General features: G+C 64.9%; 14 protein-coding genes. 6 read left to right on the forward strand and 8 right to left on the reverse strand.

What is annotated here, in order from left to right; genetic code table 11:
- The first annotated feature begins 245 nt into the window (after positions 1 to 245).
- Positions 246 to 596, forward strand: coding sequence for an ATPase (locus LB538_RS05130; RefSeq protein WP_224526488.1), 351 nt, complete (start codon positions 246 to 248; stop codon positions 594 to 596).
- 97 nt (positions 597 to 693) lie between these two features.
- On the opposite strand, the gene LB538_RS05135 is transcribed toward LB538_RS05130, so the two are convergent.
- Together LB538_RS05135 and LB538_RS05140 are read right to left on the reverse strand one after the other, a co-directional pair.
- The gene (locus LB538_RS05135; RefSeq protein WP_140845825.1) at positions 694 to 1,083 is read right to left on the reverse strand and encodes a hypothetical protein; all 390 of its coding nucleotides are present in this window, start codon (positions 1,081 to 1,083) and stop codon (positions 694 to 696) included.
- A gap of 102 nt (positions 1,084 to 1,185) precedes the next feature.
- Positions 1,186 to 1,686 (reverse strand): hypothetical protein, encoded by a 501-nt coding sequence (locus LB538_RS05140; RefSeq protein WP_181174901.1) that lies wholly within the window; start codon positions 1,684 to 1,686, stop codon positions 1,186 to 1,188.
- A 171-nt stretch (positions 1,687 to 1,857) separates the two neighbouring features.
- On the opposite strand from LB538_RS05140, the gene LB538_RS05145 reads away from it, so the two are divergent.
- The 3 genes from LB538_RS05145 to LB538_RS05155 all read left to right on the forward strand — a co-directional run bounded on the left by LB538_RS05145 (position 1,858) and on the right by LB538_RS05155 (position 5,025).
- On the forward strand, positions 1,858 to 2,820 hold the full coding sequence (locus LB538_RS05145; protein WP_224526485.1) for an L-threonylcarbamoyladenylate synthase: 963 nt from the start codon (positions 1,858 to 1,860) through the stop codon (positions 2,818 to 2,820).
- A 19-nt stretch (positions 2,821 to 2,839) separates the two neighbouring features.
- Positions 2,840 to 4,273, forward strand: coding sequence for an FAD-binding oxidoreductase (locus tag LB538_RS05150; RefSeq protein WP_224526480.1), 1,434 nt, complete (start codon positions 2,840 to 2,842; stop codon positions 4,271 to 4,273).
- Between the two features lie 185 nt (positions 4,274 to 4,458).
- Entirely contained in the window at positions 4,459 to 5,025 is a 567-nt protein-coding gene (locus LB538_RS05155; RefSeq protein WP_140545535.1) for a DUF6101 family protein, read from the forward strand.
- Between the two features lie 167 nt (positions 5,026 to 5,192).
- Here the strand turns inward: LB538_RS05155 and ubiA are convergent, their stop codons facing one another.
- Together ubiA and LB538_RS05165 are read right to left on the reverse strand one after the other, a co-directional pair.
- Entirely contained in the window at positions 5,193 to 6,176 is a 984-nt protein-coding gene (gene ubiA, locus LB538_RS05160; protein WP_095770156.1) for a 4-hydroxybenzoate octaprenyltransferase, read from the reverse strand.
- A 66-nt stretch (positions 6,177 to 6,242) separates the two neighbouring features.
- Positions 6,243 to 7,154, reverse strand: a complete 912-nt coding sequence (locus LB538_RS05165; protein ID WP_224526477.1) for a LysR family transcriptional regulator — start codon at positions 7,152 to 7,154, stop codon at positions 6,243 to 6,245.
- A 91-nt stretch (positions 7,155 to 7,245) separates the two neighbouring features.
- Here LB538_RS05165 and LB538_RS05170 point away from each other — a divergent pair, with 91 nt between their 5' ends.
- Both LB538_RS05170 and purD read left to right on the forward strand, forming a co-directional pair.
- Positions 7,246 to 8,040, forward strand: a complete 795-nt coding sequence (locus tag LB538_RS05170) for a phytanoyl-CoA dioxygenase family protein (RefSeq protein WP_224526472.1) — start codon at positions 7,246 to 7,248, stop codon at positions 8,038 to 8,040.
- Between the two features lie 536 nt (positions 8,041 to 8,576).
- Positions 8,577 to 9,857, forward strand: a complete 1,281-nt coding sequence (gene purD, locus LB538_RS05175; RefSeq protein WP_224526469.1) for a phosphoribosylamine--glycine ligase — start codon at positions 8,577 to 8,579, stop codon at positions 9,855 to 9,857.
- Positions 9,858 to 9,866: 9 nt separating this feature from the next.
- On the opposite strand, the gene LB538_RS05180 is transcribed toward purD, so the two are convergent.
- The 4 genes from LB538_RS05180 to LB538_RS05195 are packed head-to-tail and all read right to left on the reverse strand — an operon-like array spanning position 9,867 to position 15,100.
- A complete protein-coding gene (locus tag LB538_RS05180) occupies positions 9,867 to 11,237 on the reverse strand; it encodes an alpha-glucosidase/alpha-galactosidase (RefSeq protein WP_224526466.1) in 1,371 nt (456 codons plus the stop codon).
- Positions 11,238 to 11,257: 20 nt separating this feature from the next.
- Positions 11,258 to 12,928, reverse strand: coding sequence for an ABC transporter ATP-binding protein (locus LB538_RS05185; RefSeq protein WP_224526463.1), 1,671 nt, complete (start codon positions 12,926 to 12,928; stop codon positions 11,258 to 11,260).
- Between the two features lie 9 nt (positions 12,929 to 12,937).
- Positions 12,938 to 14,092 carry an ABC transporter permease gene (locus LB538_RS05190; RefSeq protein WP_224526461.1) on the reverse strand — a complete coding sequence of 385 codons (1,155 nt, stop codon included), beginning with the start codon at positions 14,090 to 14,092 and terminating at the stop codon, positions 12,938 to 12,940.
- Positions 14,093 to 15,100: an ABC transporter permease gene (locus tag LB538_RS05195; protein ID WP_224526458.1), complete on the reverse strand. Its 1,008-nt coding sequence runs from the start codon at positions 15,098 to 15,100 to the stop codon at positions 14,093 to 14,095.
- Positions 15,101 to 15,108 lie beyond the last annotated feature (8 nt).

The following is a 15,108-nucleotide window of genomic DNA, read 5'->3' on the forward strand; positions in this document are numbered from 1 at the left end:
TTGAGCCTGCCCGCATCCGCTAGGATGCCGGCAGGCTTGAACAATTCGGCGCCCGAAATTTAATGCGCCGGAGCCGGCTTACAGTCATATGACGATGACCTCCGCATGGGACAAAGGTGCATGTCGTCCAGAAGCGCTGAGCGGTCCTGGGGCAACGACATGCATCAACCAAAGACTTAAGGCGCGTTGCCCGAAATCGTTTCGCGGGTGCGCCGTAAGACATTCCCCAAACACGGAGGCATGCCATGAATTCCGTTGACGATATCGACTTGATTGAAGAGACCCCGGCCGCCGCCGAGGCGATCGAATCCGCTTCCGAAAACCTTCTCGACCACGCTGCCGCCGCGGCGGTCGAATCCGCCGATCGGTCCGAAGACGACGACGAAGACGGCGACGAGAAAACCACTGCCTCGGCCGACGACGAGTCGGACGACCAGGATGAAGGCGACGAAGACGGCGACGACGAAGACGCCGACGAAGAAGCCAAAGCCTCGGGCGACGATGAGTCCGACGACGAGGATGAAGATGGCGACGATGATGAGGACGAAGCCGATGAGGATGAGTCCGACGATGACGAAAAGGAAGAAGCGGCCTGAGCCGTCTCCTCTCGTCTGAACCATCAGGGGCGGCGCGTCGCGCGTCGCCCTTTTTCGTCGGTGCGGCTCTTGTCGGTCTTCCAGGAAGATTGACCCGTTAATCCTCCACTATGCTGACCCGCACACCGTCCGAATAGACATCGACCTCGATCAACGGCTCGCCATTGACGATGGCGCGCCTTGTGGCGCTGCTCATGGCGCCGCCGCGTTCCAGCATGCGCTGCAGGTCGGCGCGCGAGCCGTCGCTGCGGAACCAGGCATCACCCTGGTCGTCGCTGTCGCGCCGGTGGAATTTATGCCAGTTGGCGCGGTCCTGCCGCACCATCTGCGCCGCGCTGCCGAGCGGGTAGCCGTCGCTGGCGCGGTGATCGCGGTCGGAAATCCGCGCCGTGTAAGAGCCAAGCATGTCGTCGGCCCGTGCCGTACCCGTGCCCAGTGTCGTCGTCGCCAACAGTGCGGCAACGGTCATTGCTTTCGAAACAGTCATGAAACCCCCTTTTTTTGAAATGCCGGCGCAATCGTGCCCGATCCGATCACGGGAATCGGACCGGTTAAGCGCCTAGCATGCCAGGGCCGGATCCAGTGTGATCTACATCGCCTTGCCGACGCGCGGCACCGACGGGGCGCCTTGCGGCTGCGCGCCGCCGCCCGACGCATTGGCCGTCGCGGCCGGCTGTCCGCCGGTTCCGCTGTTGCCGTTCGAAGCGGACGCTGTGCCGTTCGCGGGCGTTGCCGGCGTGGTGCCGTTTGCCGGCGCGGCGGCGGTAGTGTTTGCCGGTGCTGTGGGCTTGGCCGCCGCGGGCGTTTCGAAAGCGCCGCCGACAATGCCGCCGCGAATGATCATCGGGGCCTGCTGGCGCCCGGACTTCGCGGGGATTGCCGCGACCTTTTCGTCGGTGACGGCGGGCACAGGCTCGCCAAGCGCTATCATCGACGGCGTCGAGGCCACAGACAGCTTGGTCGGTTCGATCGCATTCAGCCTGATAACCGAAGGCGTCGAGGTCGAGGGTGCCACCACGACGATTGACGAGGCATGTGCCGCGCCGTTCATCGCCAGAAGGCTGATACCGAAAGCTCCGAGCAAACGCATTACAAACTCCCAAGCCGCAACCGCATTGAACCCGCACCCTAGGGCCGTCCGATTGAAGCCGGCTTGCACGGGAACTTAACATTTTAGGGATTGATAAATCGCCAATGCCCGCACTTGCCCGATGCAAGCGGCCGTATTACGGGACCGGCATGTTCAGGACTGGTGGCGAATTTGGCTGAGATACTGGCGGTCGGCGAGGCTATGCAGCAGGCATTGGCGCTGCTCGAAGGGGGCGACGTCGTCGCCATCCCGACAGAGACGGTTTACGGCCTGGCCGGCGATGCCACCAATGGCATTGCCGTGGCGCGCATCTTCGAGGCCAAGGGCCGGCCGCGCTTCAACCCGCTGATCGCCCATGTCGCCGATCGCGCGATGGCGGACCGTATCGCCGGCTTCGATCCGCTCTCGGCAAAACTGGCCGAAGCCTTCTGGCCGGGTCCGCTGACGCTGGTGCTCCCGCAGCGCAGCGGCAACGGCATCCACCCGCTCGTCACTGCGGGGCTGGACACCATCGCGTTGCGCATGCCGCGCGGGTTTGGCGGCGAGCTGATTGCCCGGCTCGGCAGGCCGCTCGCAGCCCCGAGCGCCAATTCCTCCGGGAAAATCAGCGGCACGACAGCGCAGGCGGTCGCCGCCGATCTCGGCGACAGGATCAGGCTGGTCGTTGATGGCGGCGCGACGCCGGTCGGCCTGGAATCGACTATTCTCAAGGTCGAGAACGGCAAGTTGCGGCTGCTGCGGCCCGGCGGCATCGGCGCCGAGGAGATCGAGGCGGTGGCCGGTGCGAAGCTGTCGCGCGGCGCCAGCGGCATCGAGGCGCCGGGCATGCTTGCCTCGCATTACGCGCCGGGCGCCGCGATGCGGCTCAATGTCGGAAAAATTGCCGAAGGCGAGGCGTTGCTTGCGTTCGGCCGCAACCGCGCCGAGGGCTGGGAACGGGCCGTTGCGCTGCGCAATCTCTCTGAAAGGGGCGACCTGCGCGAAGCGGCAAGCAACCTCTTTGCCTATATGCAGGCGCTCGACCGTGTCGGCGCCGCGACCATCGCCGTCGAGCCGATCCCGTTCGAGGGCCTGGGCGAAGCCATCAACGACCGACTTGCCCGCGCCGCCGCGCCGCGTGACAAGACCGGCTGAGCGCCATAGGTTCAGTCTCATGAACGATCAGCCCTTGGACCTCGATCCCACCCTCATCGACCGCTTCGCGGCAATCGTCGGCGACAAATATGCGTTGCGCGAGCAGGCCGACATCGCGCCCTACATCACCGAGCGGCGCGGCCTTTGGCACGGCCGGACATCGCTGGTGCTGCGCCCCGGCAGCGTCGAGGAAGTGAGCCGCATCATGCGGCTGGCAACCTCGACCGGAACCCCGATCGTGCCGCAAAGCGGCAACACCGGGCTGGTCGGCGCCCAGGTGCCGGATAAATCCGGCCGCGACATCGTGGTCTCGCTGTCGCGACTGAACCGCATCCGCGAGATCGATGTCCTGTCGAACACGGTGACCGCAGAGGCCGGCGTCATCCTGCAGACGCTGCAGGAAGCGGCCGACGCCGCCGACCGGCTGTTTCCGCTCTCGCTCGCTGCCCAGGGCTCCTGCCAGATCGGCGGCAATCTCTCCTCCAATGCCGGCGGCACCGGCGTGCTTGCCTATGGCAATGCGCGCGAGCTCTGCCTCGGCGTCGAAGTGGTGCTGCCCACCGGCGAAGTGTTTGACGATTTGCGCAAGCTGAAGAAGGACAACACCGGCTACGATCTGAAGAACCTCTTCGTCGGTGCCGAAGGGACGCTCGGCATCATCACCGCCGCGGTGCTGAAATTGTTCCCGAAGCCGAAGGGCAGGGAGGTGGCCTTTGCCGGCCTGCCATCGTCGCCGAAGGATGCGCTTTCGCTGTTCACCCTGGCGCTCGACCGCGCCGGGGCATCGCTGACCGCTTTCGAGCTGATCGGCAAAAGGCCCTACGATTTCACGCTCAGGCACGGGCAAGGCATCACCCGGCCATTGGCCGACGACTGGCCGTGGTATGTGCTGATGCAGGTCTCTTCCGGCCGCTCCGAAGAGGACGGCAAGGCGCTGATCGAAGAAATCCTGGCCGAGGCTCTCGATCAGGGCATCGTCGGCGACGCGGTGGTATCGGCAAGCCTTGCCCAAGGCGACGCCTTCTGGAATTTCCGCGAGACGCTTCCCGAATGCCAGAAGCCCGAGGGCGCTTCGATCAAGCACGACATCTCGGTGCCGACCGCCTCGATCCCGGAGTTCATCGAAAAGGCGGCCGGCGTGGTGGAGGGGGTCTGCCCCGGCGCGCGCGTCGTCTGCTTCGGCCACATGGGCGACGGCAACCTGCACTACAACATCTCGCGCCCGGTGGACTGGCAGGACGAGCCGTTCCTCGAGCTCTATCACGCGATGAACAAGGCCGTGCACGATGTCGTGCGCTCCTTCCACGGCTCGATCTCGGCCGAGCACGGGATCGGCCAATTGAAGCGCGACGAGCTGATCGCCACGGCGCCGCCGATGGCGATCGAGCTGATGCGCCGCGTGAAGGCCGCCTTCGATCCGGCAGGCATCATGAATCCCGGTAAGGTTATCTGATCCTTCCTCGATCCGGCAGCCGGTCGCATTCCGATAACCATCGGCTCAGATCAGCAAAATTTAACCGACTTTCTTAAGCGCGCCGGTAAGAAGCGAGCGCTAATGTTTCTTCCCATAACGAGGCCGGAAAAACCGGCCCTGAGAGAACCGGAAAACGGCCCTCAGGACTAACAGGGAAGACATCGATGAACACTGGACTGAAGCCAGTCTGGGCCGGGCGCAACATGCGTCTCGACCCGTTTCGCCTGCCGCAGATGGTGAGCTATGCCACCCGCGACGACTATGGCGATGTGACCTTCACCATCGACCAGCGCGGCGCCGTCATCCGCCGCGTGCTGGAGATGAGCGGCGTGCCGGCGATCATCGCGCTGCCCGCCAAGGCGTTCCGCGGCGTCGCCGCGCGCGCCATGGAGGATCCGGACGGCAATGTCACCGTGACGCTCGAGCTCCTCCACAATGATCCGATGCTGTCGGTGCCGCTCCTGGTCGCCGACGACCTCGACGACGTCGCCGCCGACTGGCGCGCCTGGGCCGATGCCTATCGCCTGCCGATGCTGCTGATCGAGGCCGACGGCATTGCCCGCACCCTGGAAGAATCGCTCGGCGCCGCCATCAAGGCGCTGCCGCCGCAGGAGCGCCGCAAGGGCCGTGTTTCCACCACGCGCCGCCCGCGCTTCCTCGCCCGCCGCAAGGCCGGCAATCTGGGCCTGAGGCTGGTCATCGACGGCCAGGAGATTATCGCAAGGGAGTAGTGCAGCACTTTTTTCCTTCTCCCCTTGTGGGAGAAGGTGGATCGGCGCGCAGCGCCGAGACGGATGAGGGGTGTTCCAGCGGAGTGAGACGCTGGTGTCCTCTGGAGCACCCCTCATCCGTCGCCTTCGGCGACACCTTCCCCCACAAGGGGGGAAGGGGGAGCCCGCTACACCAGCGGCTTCAGCCAAATCCACACGGACCCGCCGATCAGGCCGAGGAAGATCAGCCAGCCGACCTGGTTGTTCGACTTGAACAGTTTGAGGCACTGGTCCGGATTGTTGATGTCGAGTCGGATGATCTGGCGCGCCATATGCGCGCCGGCGGCGATCAGCCCGGCCAGCGCCACGATCGGCACCTGGGCGGATGCAAAGGCGATGGCGAAGCAGACCAACGCGCCGCCATAGAGTCCAACCAGCCAGGTCTTGGTGTTGTCGCCGAACAGCCGCGCCGTCGAGCGCACACCGACGATAGCGTCGTCTTCCTTGTCCTGATGCGCGTAGATCGTATCGTAGCCGATCACCCACAGGATCGAGCCGATATAGAGCATGATCGCCGGATCATCGAGATCGCCGAATTCGACCGCCCAGCCCATCAGCGCGCCCCAGGAGAAGGCGAGCCCCAGCACCAATTGCGGCCAGTTGGTGATGCGCTTCATGAAGGGATAGACGGCGACGATCGCCAGCGAGGCGATGCCGAGCGGAATGGCGAAGCCGTTGAACTGCAACAGCACGGCCAAGCCCACCAGCGCCTGGATGATGACGAAAGCCCAGGCCTGGCGGCGTGTCACCTTGCCGGCGGGCAGCGGCCGCGAGCGCGTGCGCTCGACCTGGTTGTCGATGTCCTGGTCGGCGAGATCGTTATAGGTGCAGCCGGCGCCGCGCATGGCGACAGCGCCGATGAAGAACAGCAATAGATACCAAGGCGTCGGCAGCAGCGTCAGCAGCGGGTCGGTCGGGCGCGGATAGGCACCCGCGGCAAGCGCTGCCGACCACCAGCAGGGCCATAAAAGCAGCTGCCAGCCGATCGGCCTGTCCCAGCGCGCAAGCTGCGCATAGGGCCAGAGCCAGCGCGGCAGCACGCGGTAGACCCAATGGCCGCTCGGCGCGTCGGCGACACGGCCCTGGATCGCTTTCGACTGGACGGTTTCCATCACCCTGGAGTGGCAGCAGCTAAGGGCGTCGTCAAGCGGCCGCGTTGTCGCTCAAGCGCTGAAAACCTAGGCAGTGACAACATCGTGACCGGCAAACCATGCCTTGGCGACGTCGATGAAGGCGACCGCTGCCTTCGACAGGCGCTGGCGCGTGTCGTGGGTCAGGATGATGCGCTGCATGGGCAGCGGATCGGAGAGCGGCTTGCAGACCAGCGGCAGGCCGTCATAGCTGCGGTCGCCATAGGGCCTCGTATAGCTGACCGCGACGCCGAAGCCGTTGGCCACCATGGAGCGCTGCAGCTCGAACGAGCTGGTCGTCGCCCGGGCGACCGGTGAGAGGCCGCGGCTGAGGAAAAGGTCCAGCATGTGCTGCCAGCTATGCGGCTGGTCGGTGGTGATCAGCGGATGCATGGCGAGTTCGGCCAGGCTGACGGCGTGCTTGTCCGCCAGCACATGGCCGGCCGACAAAAGCGCGTGCGGCCGCAATTCATGCAGCAGAATACGCTTGAAATGGCCTGGAAGGCCGAGATCGTAGGTGAGGCCGAGATCGACGGCGCTGTCGGCCAGGCGCCGTCCCAGCGTGTCGAAGGTCTCGTCGCCGATGACGACGGTGACAGCCGGGCAGCGCTCGGCGAAGGCCCGCATCAGCGCCGGCGCGAAATAGGGCGCCAGATCCTCGAAGCAGCCGAGCACCAGTTCGCCGCCGACATCGGCGTTGCGCGAACCGAGCGCCGCCAGTTCGTCCGCCTCGCCCAACACCTGCCTTGCCTTGGCCACAGCCCTGCGGCCGAAGGATGTCAGCGAAACGCCGCTGCCGCGCTGCCGCACGAACAGTTTCTGGCCAAGCGCATCCTCGACATTGTCGATCGCGACCGAGATGGACGGCTGCGACACGTTCAGCGCCTGGGCTGCCGCGGTCACGCTGCCATAGCGGGCCACGGCAACGACATAGCGCAATTGCGCGAGGGTCAGTCTCATAGGGTATAACTATAAACCAGATGGCAAGTTATTATTTTACCCGATGTCGGGCGCTTGCGATAGTCGCTTGCCAACTCAAGGAGAGCACGCAATGGCCAGCCCGAAGATCGATGCCTCGACGATTGCCGATTATCAGCGCGACGGCGCGGTCTGCATTCGCGGCGCCTTCAAGGACTGGGTCGATGTCATCGCCGACGGCATCGAGCGTAATATGCGCAACCGCAGCGCCGCCGCCTCCGACATCGCCGGCGGCCAGGGCAGTTTCTTCGACGATTACTGCAACTGGGAGCGCATCCCGGAATTCGTCAGGATCGTGCGCGAGTCGCCGGCCGCCGAGCTCGCAGCCGCGGTCATGCAGTCGCGCAGCGCCCAGTTCTTCCACGACCACGTCCTCGTCAAGGAGCCCGGCACGCAGAAGCCGACGCCGTGGCACCAGGACATTCCCTACTACTTCGTCGACGGCAGCCAGACGGTCAGCTTCTGGATCCCGATCGATCCGGTGAAGGAAGCGACGCTAAGGCTGATCGCCGGCTCGCACAAATGGGAAAAGATGGTGCTGCCGGTGCGATGGCTGAACGACGACAACTTCTACGCCGGCGAGGGCGACTACCTGCCTGTGCCCGACCCCGACAACGACCCGTCGATGAAGGTGCTCGAATGGGAGATGGAACCGGGCGACGCCATCCTGTTCGACTTCCGCACCGCGCACGGTGCGCGCGGCAACCTGACGGCGGCGCGGCGCCGGGCGCTGTCGCTGCGCTGGGTCGGCGACGACGCACATTATGTCGAACGTCCCGGCCGCACCTCGCCGCCCTATCCGGGTCACGACATGAAGCCCGGCCAGAAACTGCGCGAGGACTGGTTCCCCGTCATTTTCCAGAGCTGAGGCATTTTTTCAGACCAAGTTGGGGACACAGCAATTTCTGATGGGTCGGCTATATTTGCGCCGGCAATCGCATGGTGGGGTTGGCCGAACCGGCCCGCCCTCGTCATCCACGGGCGGAGCAAGGAGCGTAGCGACGCGCGCAGACCCGAGGATCCATCCCGTGATGCTGAGGCGTTGCAGGGGTGCAGAATTCTGCTCCGTCGCGGCCCTCGATCAATGTCACGGCATGGATCCTAGGGTCTCCGCGACGGAGCTGCGCTCCTGCTTCGCCCTAGGATGACGACGTTGATGAAACTTCAGCCAATCACCAACGCTTGCGCCGATTTCACGGAAATGAACGGCCAACATCTTGCTCGCCGATAAACGGCAACCTCCCAAATCCCTGTACCGGGGACTGGCCGGCGGCGGGACTTGTCTCATCGGCCTTGATGAGGCCCACGTTCCCGTGCGCAATTGCCGCCAAAATGCCGAGACGCCTTGACCCGTCGCCCGCGGACCAATAGCGGGTTCAGGGAGACGATCAGCAAGAGGTGGCCATGAACGTTCTTCTTCTCGGTTCGGGCGGCCGCGAACATGCGCTTGCCTGGAAGCTCTCCGCCTCGCCGCTGTTGACGAAGCTCTACGCCTCGCCCGGCAATCCGGGCATCGGCCGCATCGCCGAACCGGTGAAGCTCGACGTTGCCGACCATTCCACCGTGGCCGCCTTCTGCCAGGAAAAGAAGATCGATCTGGTCGTGGTCGGTCCGGAAGGCCCGCTGGTCGCCGGCATTGCCGATGATCTGCGCGCCTGGGGCATCCGCGTCTTTGGCCCCTCCAGGGCGGCGGCGCGGCTTGAGGGCTCGAAGGGCTTCACCAAGGACCTTTGCGCCAAGTTCAACATTCCGACCGCCGCCTATGGCCGTTTCAGCGACCTCGCCTCGGCGAAAGCCTATGTCGAGAAGACCGGGGCGCCGATCGTCATCAAGGCCGACGGGCTTGCCGCGGGCAAGGGCGTCACCATAGCCATGACACTGGACGAGGCGAACGCCGCGCTCGAAGCCTGCTTCGACGGCGCCTTCGGCGCGGCCGGCGCCGAGGTCGTGGTCGAGGAATATCTGAGCGGCGAGGAGGCAAGCTTCTTCTGCCTGTGCGACGGCGCCACCGCGCTCCCCTTCGGCACCGCGCAGGACCACAAGCGCGTCGGCGACGGCGATACCGGACCGAACACCGGCGGCATGGGCGCCTATTCGCCGGCGCCGGTGATGACGCCGGAAATGACCGAGCGCACCATGCGCGAGATCGTCGAGCCGACCATGCGCGGCATGGCCAATCTCGGCGCGCCCTTCGCCGGCATCCTCTTCGCCGGCCTGATGATCACCGACCAGGGCCCCAAGCTGATCGAATACAACACCCGCTTCGGCGATCCCGAATGCCAGGTGCTGATGATGCGGCTGAAGGACGATTTGCTCGTCCTGCTCAACGCCGCCGTCGACGGCCAGCTCGCGCATATGTCGGTCCGCTGGAGCGACGAGACGGCGTTGACCGTGGTGATGGCGGCCAGGGGTTATCCCGGCGCGCCGGAAAAGGGTTCCGTCATCCGCGGTCTCGACGAGGCGGAAGCCGAAGGCGTCCAGGTCTTCCATGCCGGCACCGCCATCAATGGCGGTGCGCTGGTCGCCAATGGCGGCCGCGTGCTCAACGTCACCGCGCTCGGCAAGACCGTCGGCGAGGCGCAGGCCAAGGCGTATGCGGCGATCGACCAGATCGACTGGCCGCAAGGCTTTTACCGCCACGACATCGGCTGGCGCGCCGTCGAGCGCGAGAAGGCCGGGGCGTAATCCCGGAATTCAGGCGGCCGCGCTCTTGCGCCGGCCTCGCGCCCAGGCCGGCAGCCAGTCGCCGTGAGCGGCAAGCAGGTCGTCGACCAAGGACCAGATCTGATCGAGGTCGAGCTCGGCCGCCGTATGCGGGTCCATCATCGCCGCATGGTAGATGTGCTCGCGGTTCTCGCTCATCAGCGCCCGCACCGTCAGCTCCTGCACATTGATGTTGGTGCGGATCAGCGCCGTGAGCTGCGGCGGCAGATCGCCGATGTAGGTCGGCTGGATGCCGGAGGCATCGACCAGGCACGGCACTTCCGCCGCGCAGTCGAAAGGCAGCGAGGTGATGCAGCCATTGTTGCGCACATTGCCGTAGATCACCGACGGCTCGCCGGTCCAGACCGAATTCATGATCGAGGAAGCGTATTCCCTGGACTGCTCGACCTCGATCCGCTCGGCCGAGCGGTAGGCCTCCGCCTGGCCTTTCCAGCGCTCGATCTGCTCGATGCAGCGTTTCGGATATTCGTCGAGCGGAATGCCGTATTTCTCGATCAGGTCGGGTCGGCCGTCCTTGATGAAATAGGGCGTGTATTCGGCGAAATGCTCCGAGCTTTCGGTGACGAAATAGCCGAGCCTGGTCAGCATCTCGTAGCGCACCTTGTTCGGGCAGCGCGGGTTCCAGCCGGGTTTTGGCGCACGACCCTCGCGATAGGCGCGCACAAGGTCGGGATAGAGGTCGCGGTAGGTGCCGTCCGGCTGGCGATGCTCGAACTTGAGATAAAAGGCCATGTGGTTGATGCCGGCCGAGCGGTAGCGGATCTCCTCATAGGGAAGGTCGAGATCGTGCGCCAGTTCCATCGCCGTGCCCTGCACCGAGTGGCAGAGCCCGACCTGCTTGATCGTGGGATATTTCTCGGCGATCGCCCAGGTGTTGATCGCCATCGGGTTGACATATTGCAGCATGATCGCCTCTGGGCAGACCGCGAGCATGTCCTCGCAGATCTTCCACAGATGCGGCACGGTCCTGAGGCCCCGCATGATGCCGCCGACGCCGAGCGTGTCGGCGATGGTCTGGCGCAGGCCGTATTTCTTCGGCACCTCGAAGTCGGTGACGGTGCAAGGCTCGTAGCCGCCGATCTGGAAGGCGACGACGACGAAGTCGGCGCCGGAAAGCGCCTTGCGCTGGTCGGAATAGGTCTCGGCCTTCGCCTTGACGCCGAGCGTCGCGATCAGTTTGTTGACGACGACGGCGCTTTCTTCCAGCCGCTGCGGGTTGATGTCCATCAATGCGATGGTTGCGCCCGACAGCGCCGGCCGCTGCAGCACGTCGCCGACGATGTTCTTCATGAACACCGTCGAGCCTGCACCGATGAATGTGATCCTGGGATTTCTTGCCACTGTAAAAACCTCCGGCACTTCTAAGCCACGTCGAAAGCGGCCCTGACGAGCCGTTCGGTGTAGGCGGTCTTGGGATTGGAAAGGACCTCGTCGACGGGTCCCTGCTCGACGATCTTGCCGTGCTGCATGACGATGACGCGGTGGCAGAGCGCCCGCACCACCTTGAGGTCGTGCGAGATGAACAGATAGCTCAGGCCGCGCTCGTCCTGCAGCTTGCGCAACAGGTCTATGATCTGCGCCTGCACCGAAAGGTCGAGCGCCGAAGTCGGCTCGTCGAGCAGGATGAATTCGGGCTCCAGCGCGATGGCGCGCGCGATCGCGATGCGCTGTCGCTGGCCGCCGGAGAACTCGTGCGGGAAGCGCGACAGAATGTTGCCGGGCATGCCGGCGCTGACCAGCGCCTCGCGCACCCGCTCGTTCCGCTCGCGCCGCGTCGCTCCCAGCCTGTTGACGACCAGGCCTTCCTCGATGATCTGGCCGATCGTCATGCGCGGGTTGAGCGAGGAGAACGGATCCTGGAAAACGACCTGCATGCGCGAGCGCAGCGGCCGCATCTCGGTGCGCGACAGCTTCTCGATCGGCTGGCCGTCGAAGCGGATCTCGCCGCGCTTGGCGTCAGCCAGCCTGATCAGTGCCTGGCCGAAGCTGGTCTTGCCGGAGCCGGATTCGCCGACCAGTCCCAGCGTCTCGTGACGGCAAAGCTTCAGGTCAAGATCATCGACCGCGACCAGCTCGCGCCAGTCCGGCTTGAGGAACGAGCCGTGGCGCAGCATGAAGCAGACGCGCACGCCGTTCGCCTCGAGGATGGTGCCGCTGCCCTCCGGCAGTGGCTGCGGGCGGCCGCGCGGCTCCGAGGCGAGCAGCCGCTGCGTGTAAGGGTGCCGCGGCTCGGCGAACAGCCGCTCGGTGACGTTGTGCTCGCGCATTTCCCCATGCTGCATGACATAGACATAGTCGGAGAACTTGCGCACCACGGTGAGATCGTGGGTGATCAGGATCACCGCCATCCGCAGTTCCTTCTGCAGGTTGCGGATCAGGTTCAGGATCTGCGCCTGCACCGTGACGTCGAGCGCCGTGGTCGGCTCATCGGCGATCAGAACGTCGGGCTCGTTGGCCAAGGCCATGGCGATCATCACCCGCTGCCGCTGACCGCCCGACAGCTGATGCGGATACTGCTTGAGCCTTGCTTCCGGCTCGGGGATCTGGACATGCCGTAGAAGCTCGAGCGCGCGCGCCCAGGCTTGCCTGCGGCCCACATTGCGGTGCACCCTGATCGCTTCGACGATCTGGCTGCCCACCGTGTAGATCGGGTTGAGCGAGCTCATCGGCTCCTGGAAGATCATCGAGATGCGGTTGCCGCGCAGCTTGCGCCGGGCGCTCTCGGGGAATTTTAGGATGTTCTGCCCGAGATATTCGACGCTCGATCGCGGCGAGACGGTTGCCCGCCTGGACAACAGCCCCATGACGGTGCGCGCCGTCACCGACTTGCCAGAGCCGGACTCACCCACGATCGCGATCGTCTCGCCGCGATAGATCTGGAAGGAGACGTCCTTGACCGCCTCGACGGTGCCGTGCTCGACCTTGAACGCGACCTCGATGTTGCGGGCGTCGATGACGGGTTGGTCATGGCGTCCGCCATGGTCGAACCGGACGGCCGGCGCGAGGGAGTCTGCGAGCGCGATCGTCGTCATCCGGCCACCTCAATAAGGATCGACGGCATCGCGCAGGCCGTCGCCCAGCGCGTTGAAGGCAAAGACGGTGATCAGCACGAAGCCGACCGGCGACAGGATCCACGGATAGGTGCCGATGACCGAATAGGTCGCGGTGTCCTGCAGCATCAGGCCCCAAGAGATCAGCGGCGGCTTCACCGCGAAGCCGAGGAAACCGAGGAAGGATTCGAGCAGCACCACAGTCGGGATCGCCAGCGTCACGGCGACGATCACATGGCTCATCACGTTGGGGAAGATGTGCTGCATGATGATGCGCCGGTCGGTGGCACCGACCGCCATGGCGGCGCGCACATAGTCGATCCGCGCCAGCGCCAGCGTCTTGCCGCGCACCTCGCGCGACATCTGTGCCCAGCCCAGCGCCGACATGACGATGATGACGAAGGCGAGAAAGACATTGGTCGGCGCGGTGACCGGGATCAGCGTCGTCAGCGCCAGATAAAGCGGCAATTGCGGGAAGGCGAGCACAAGCTCGACGAAGCGCTGCATCCAGACATCGAACTTGCCGCCGAAATAGCCGGAGATCATGCCGACGCTGGTGCCGATGACCGTGATGATGAAGACCACCGTCAGCGCGATCATCAGCGACACGCGCGAGCCGTGGATGGCGCGCGACAGCACATCGCGGCCGAACTTGTCGGTGCCGAGGAAATGCACCGGCTGGCCGTCCATCGAGGCGAAGAAATGCCGGTTCGCCGGAATGAGACCGAGAAGCTTGTAGGGCGCGCCTTCGACGAAGAAGCCGAGCAGCCTTGGATGGTCGTAGTCGGGGCCGACGATCGGCTGGAAGGTGACCGGATCGAGATCGGCCGAATCGGCCAGCGCATAGACCCGCGGCCGCGCGACGAAATTGCCGTCCTTGTCGTGGAAGGCGGGCAGTTGCGGCGGCGCGAAGGCGACGTCGGTCGCCTTGGGGTCCATCGGCGCCAGGAATTCGGCGAACACCGCCATGACAAGCAAGAGCGCGACCAGGCAAAGCCCGGCCATGCCGGTCCACGAACGCTTCAGCCGGCGCCAGACAAGCGCGATGTAGCTCTCATTGCCATGCGCGGCTTCGGCCACCGGGACGCTTTCGGCCGGCAAGGGCGTAAGGGATGGGGGCGGGGGTAAGGGATCGCGGGCCAGCATTTAGCGCTCCCCGAACTGGCGGATGCGCGGGTCGAGCAGGACCAGCAGCATGTCGGCGATGATGTTGCCGACGATCAGCGTCGCCGACAGCACCATCATGAAGGTCGCCGTGACATAGACGTCGCCGACCGCCATCGAGCCGACGATCGCCGGGCCGACAGTGGGCAGCGCGAAGATGATTGCCGTCTCGATCTCGCCGGTGAGCATATAGGGCAGCACCACGCCCTGATACATCACCAGCGGATGCAGCGCGTTGGGCACGGCATGCCGCATGACGACGGCGCCGCCGGTCAGGCCCTTGGCCTTGGCCGTCTCGACATATTGCGCGTTGAGCGTGTCGAGCAGATTGCCGCGCATGACGCGCATATTGTAGGCGAGGCCGCCGAAGGTCGCGATCGCCACAACCGGCCAGACATGTTTGACCAGGTCGACGAACTTCGCCCACGACCAGGGCGCGCCGCCATATTGCGGCGAGAAGAACGAGCCGATCTCGGAGACGTTGAACTGGAAGACCAAGAGGTAGACGATGATCAGCGCCATCAGGAAGCGCGGCACCGTCATGCCGAGGAACGAGATCGCCGAAAGTGTCGAATCGATCCAGCTGTACTGACGCGTCGCCGCCCATATGCCGAAGGTGATGCCGAGCACCGAGGCGAGCAGATGGCAGACCAGCGCCAGAAGCAAGGTGCGCGGCAGGCGCTCGCCCACCACATCGGCCACGGGCTTGTTGTAGTAGAGGCTGTAGCCGAAATCGCCGCGGGTGATGATGCCGCCGATCCAGTTGAGATACTGGATGGGCAGCGGCTTATCGAGGCCATGCTCGACGCGGTAGGCCTGGGCTTGCGCTTCAGCCTCGGCGTAGGAAGCGCCACCCTGGTTGATCAGCTGCGAGCGGATGTAATCCGCATAGTCGCCGGGCGGCGCCTGGATGATGGCGAAGGTGACGAGGCTCAAGATGGCGAGGACGGGAAGCGCCGACGCTATGCGCATAAGCAGGAATCGCAGCATGGGCGGTC

The organism is Mesorhizobium sp. Ca11 (genome assembly GCF_020165275.1).
Lineage (GTDB): Bacteria > Pseudomonadota > Alphaproteobacteria > Rhizobiales > Rhizobiaceae > Mesorhizobium.

Excerpts from the sequence above, each read along its gene's own strand:
- LB538_RS05130 (WP_224526488.1), top strand. The coding sequence starts at position 246 with ATGAATTCCGTTGACGATATCGACTTGATTGAAGAGACCCCGGCCGCC.
- LB538_RS05135 (WP_140845825.1), bottom strand. The coding sequence starts at position 1,083 with ATGACTGTTTCGAAAGCAATGACCGTTGCCGCACTGTTGGCGACGACG.
- LB538_RS05140 (WP_181174901.1), bottom strand. The coding sequence starts at position 1,686 with ATGCGTTTGCTCGGAGCTTTCGGTATCAGCCTTCTGGCGATGAACGGC.
- LB538_RS05150 (WP_224526480.1), top strand. The coding sequence starts at position 2,840 with ATGAACGATCAGCCCTTGGACCTCGATCCCACCCTCATCGACCGCTTC.
- LB538_RS05155 (WP_140545535.1), top strand. The coding sequence starts at position 4,459 with ATGAACACTGGACTGAAGCCAGTCTGGGCCGGGCGCAACATGCGTCTC.
- ubiA (WP_095770156.1), bottom strand. The coding sequence starts at position 6,176 with ATGGAAACCGTCCAGTCGAAAGCGATCCAGGGCCGTGTCGCCGACGCG.
- LB538_RS05165 (WP_224526477.1), bottom strand. The coding sequence starts at position 7,154 with ATGAGACTGACCCTCGCGCAATTGCGCTATGTCGTTGCCGTGGCCCGC.
- LB538_RS05170 (WP_224526472.1), top strand. The coding sequence starts at position 7,246 with ATGGCCAGCCCGAAGATCGATGCCTCGACGATTGCCGATTATCAGCGC.
- purD (WP_224526469.1), top strand. The coding sequence starts at position 8,577 with ATGAACGTTCTTCTTCTCGGTTCGGGCGGCCGCGAACATGCGCTTGCC.
- LB538_RS05185 (WP_224526463.1), bottom strand. The coding sequence starts at position 12,928 with ATGACGACGATCGCGCTCGCAGACTCCCTCGCGCCGGCCGTCCGGTTC.
- LB538_RS05190 (WP_224526461.1), bottom strand. The coding sequence starts at position 14,092 with ATGCTGGCCCGCGATCCCTTACCCCCGCCCCCATCCCTTACGCCCTTG.
- LB538_RS05195 (WP_224526458.1), bottom strand. The coding sequence starts at position 15,100 with ATGCTGCGATTCCTGCTTATGCGCATAGCGTCGGCGCTTCCCGTCCTC.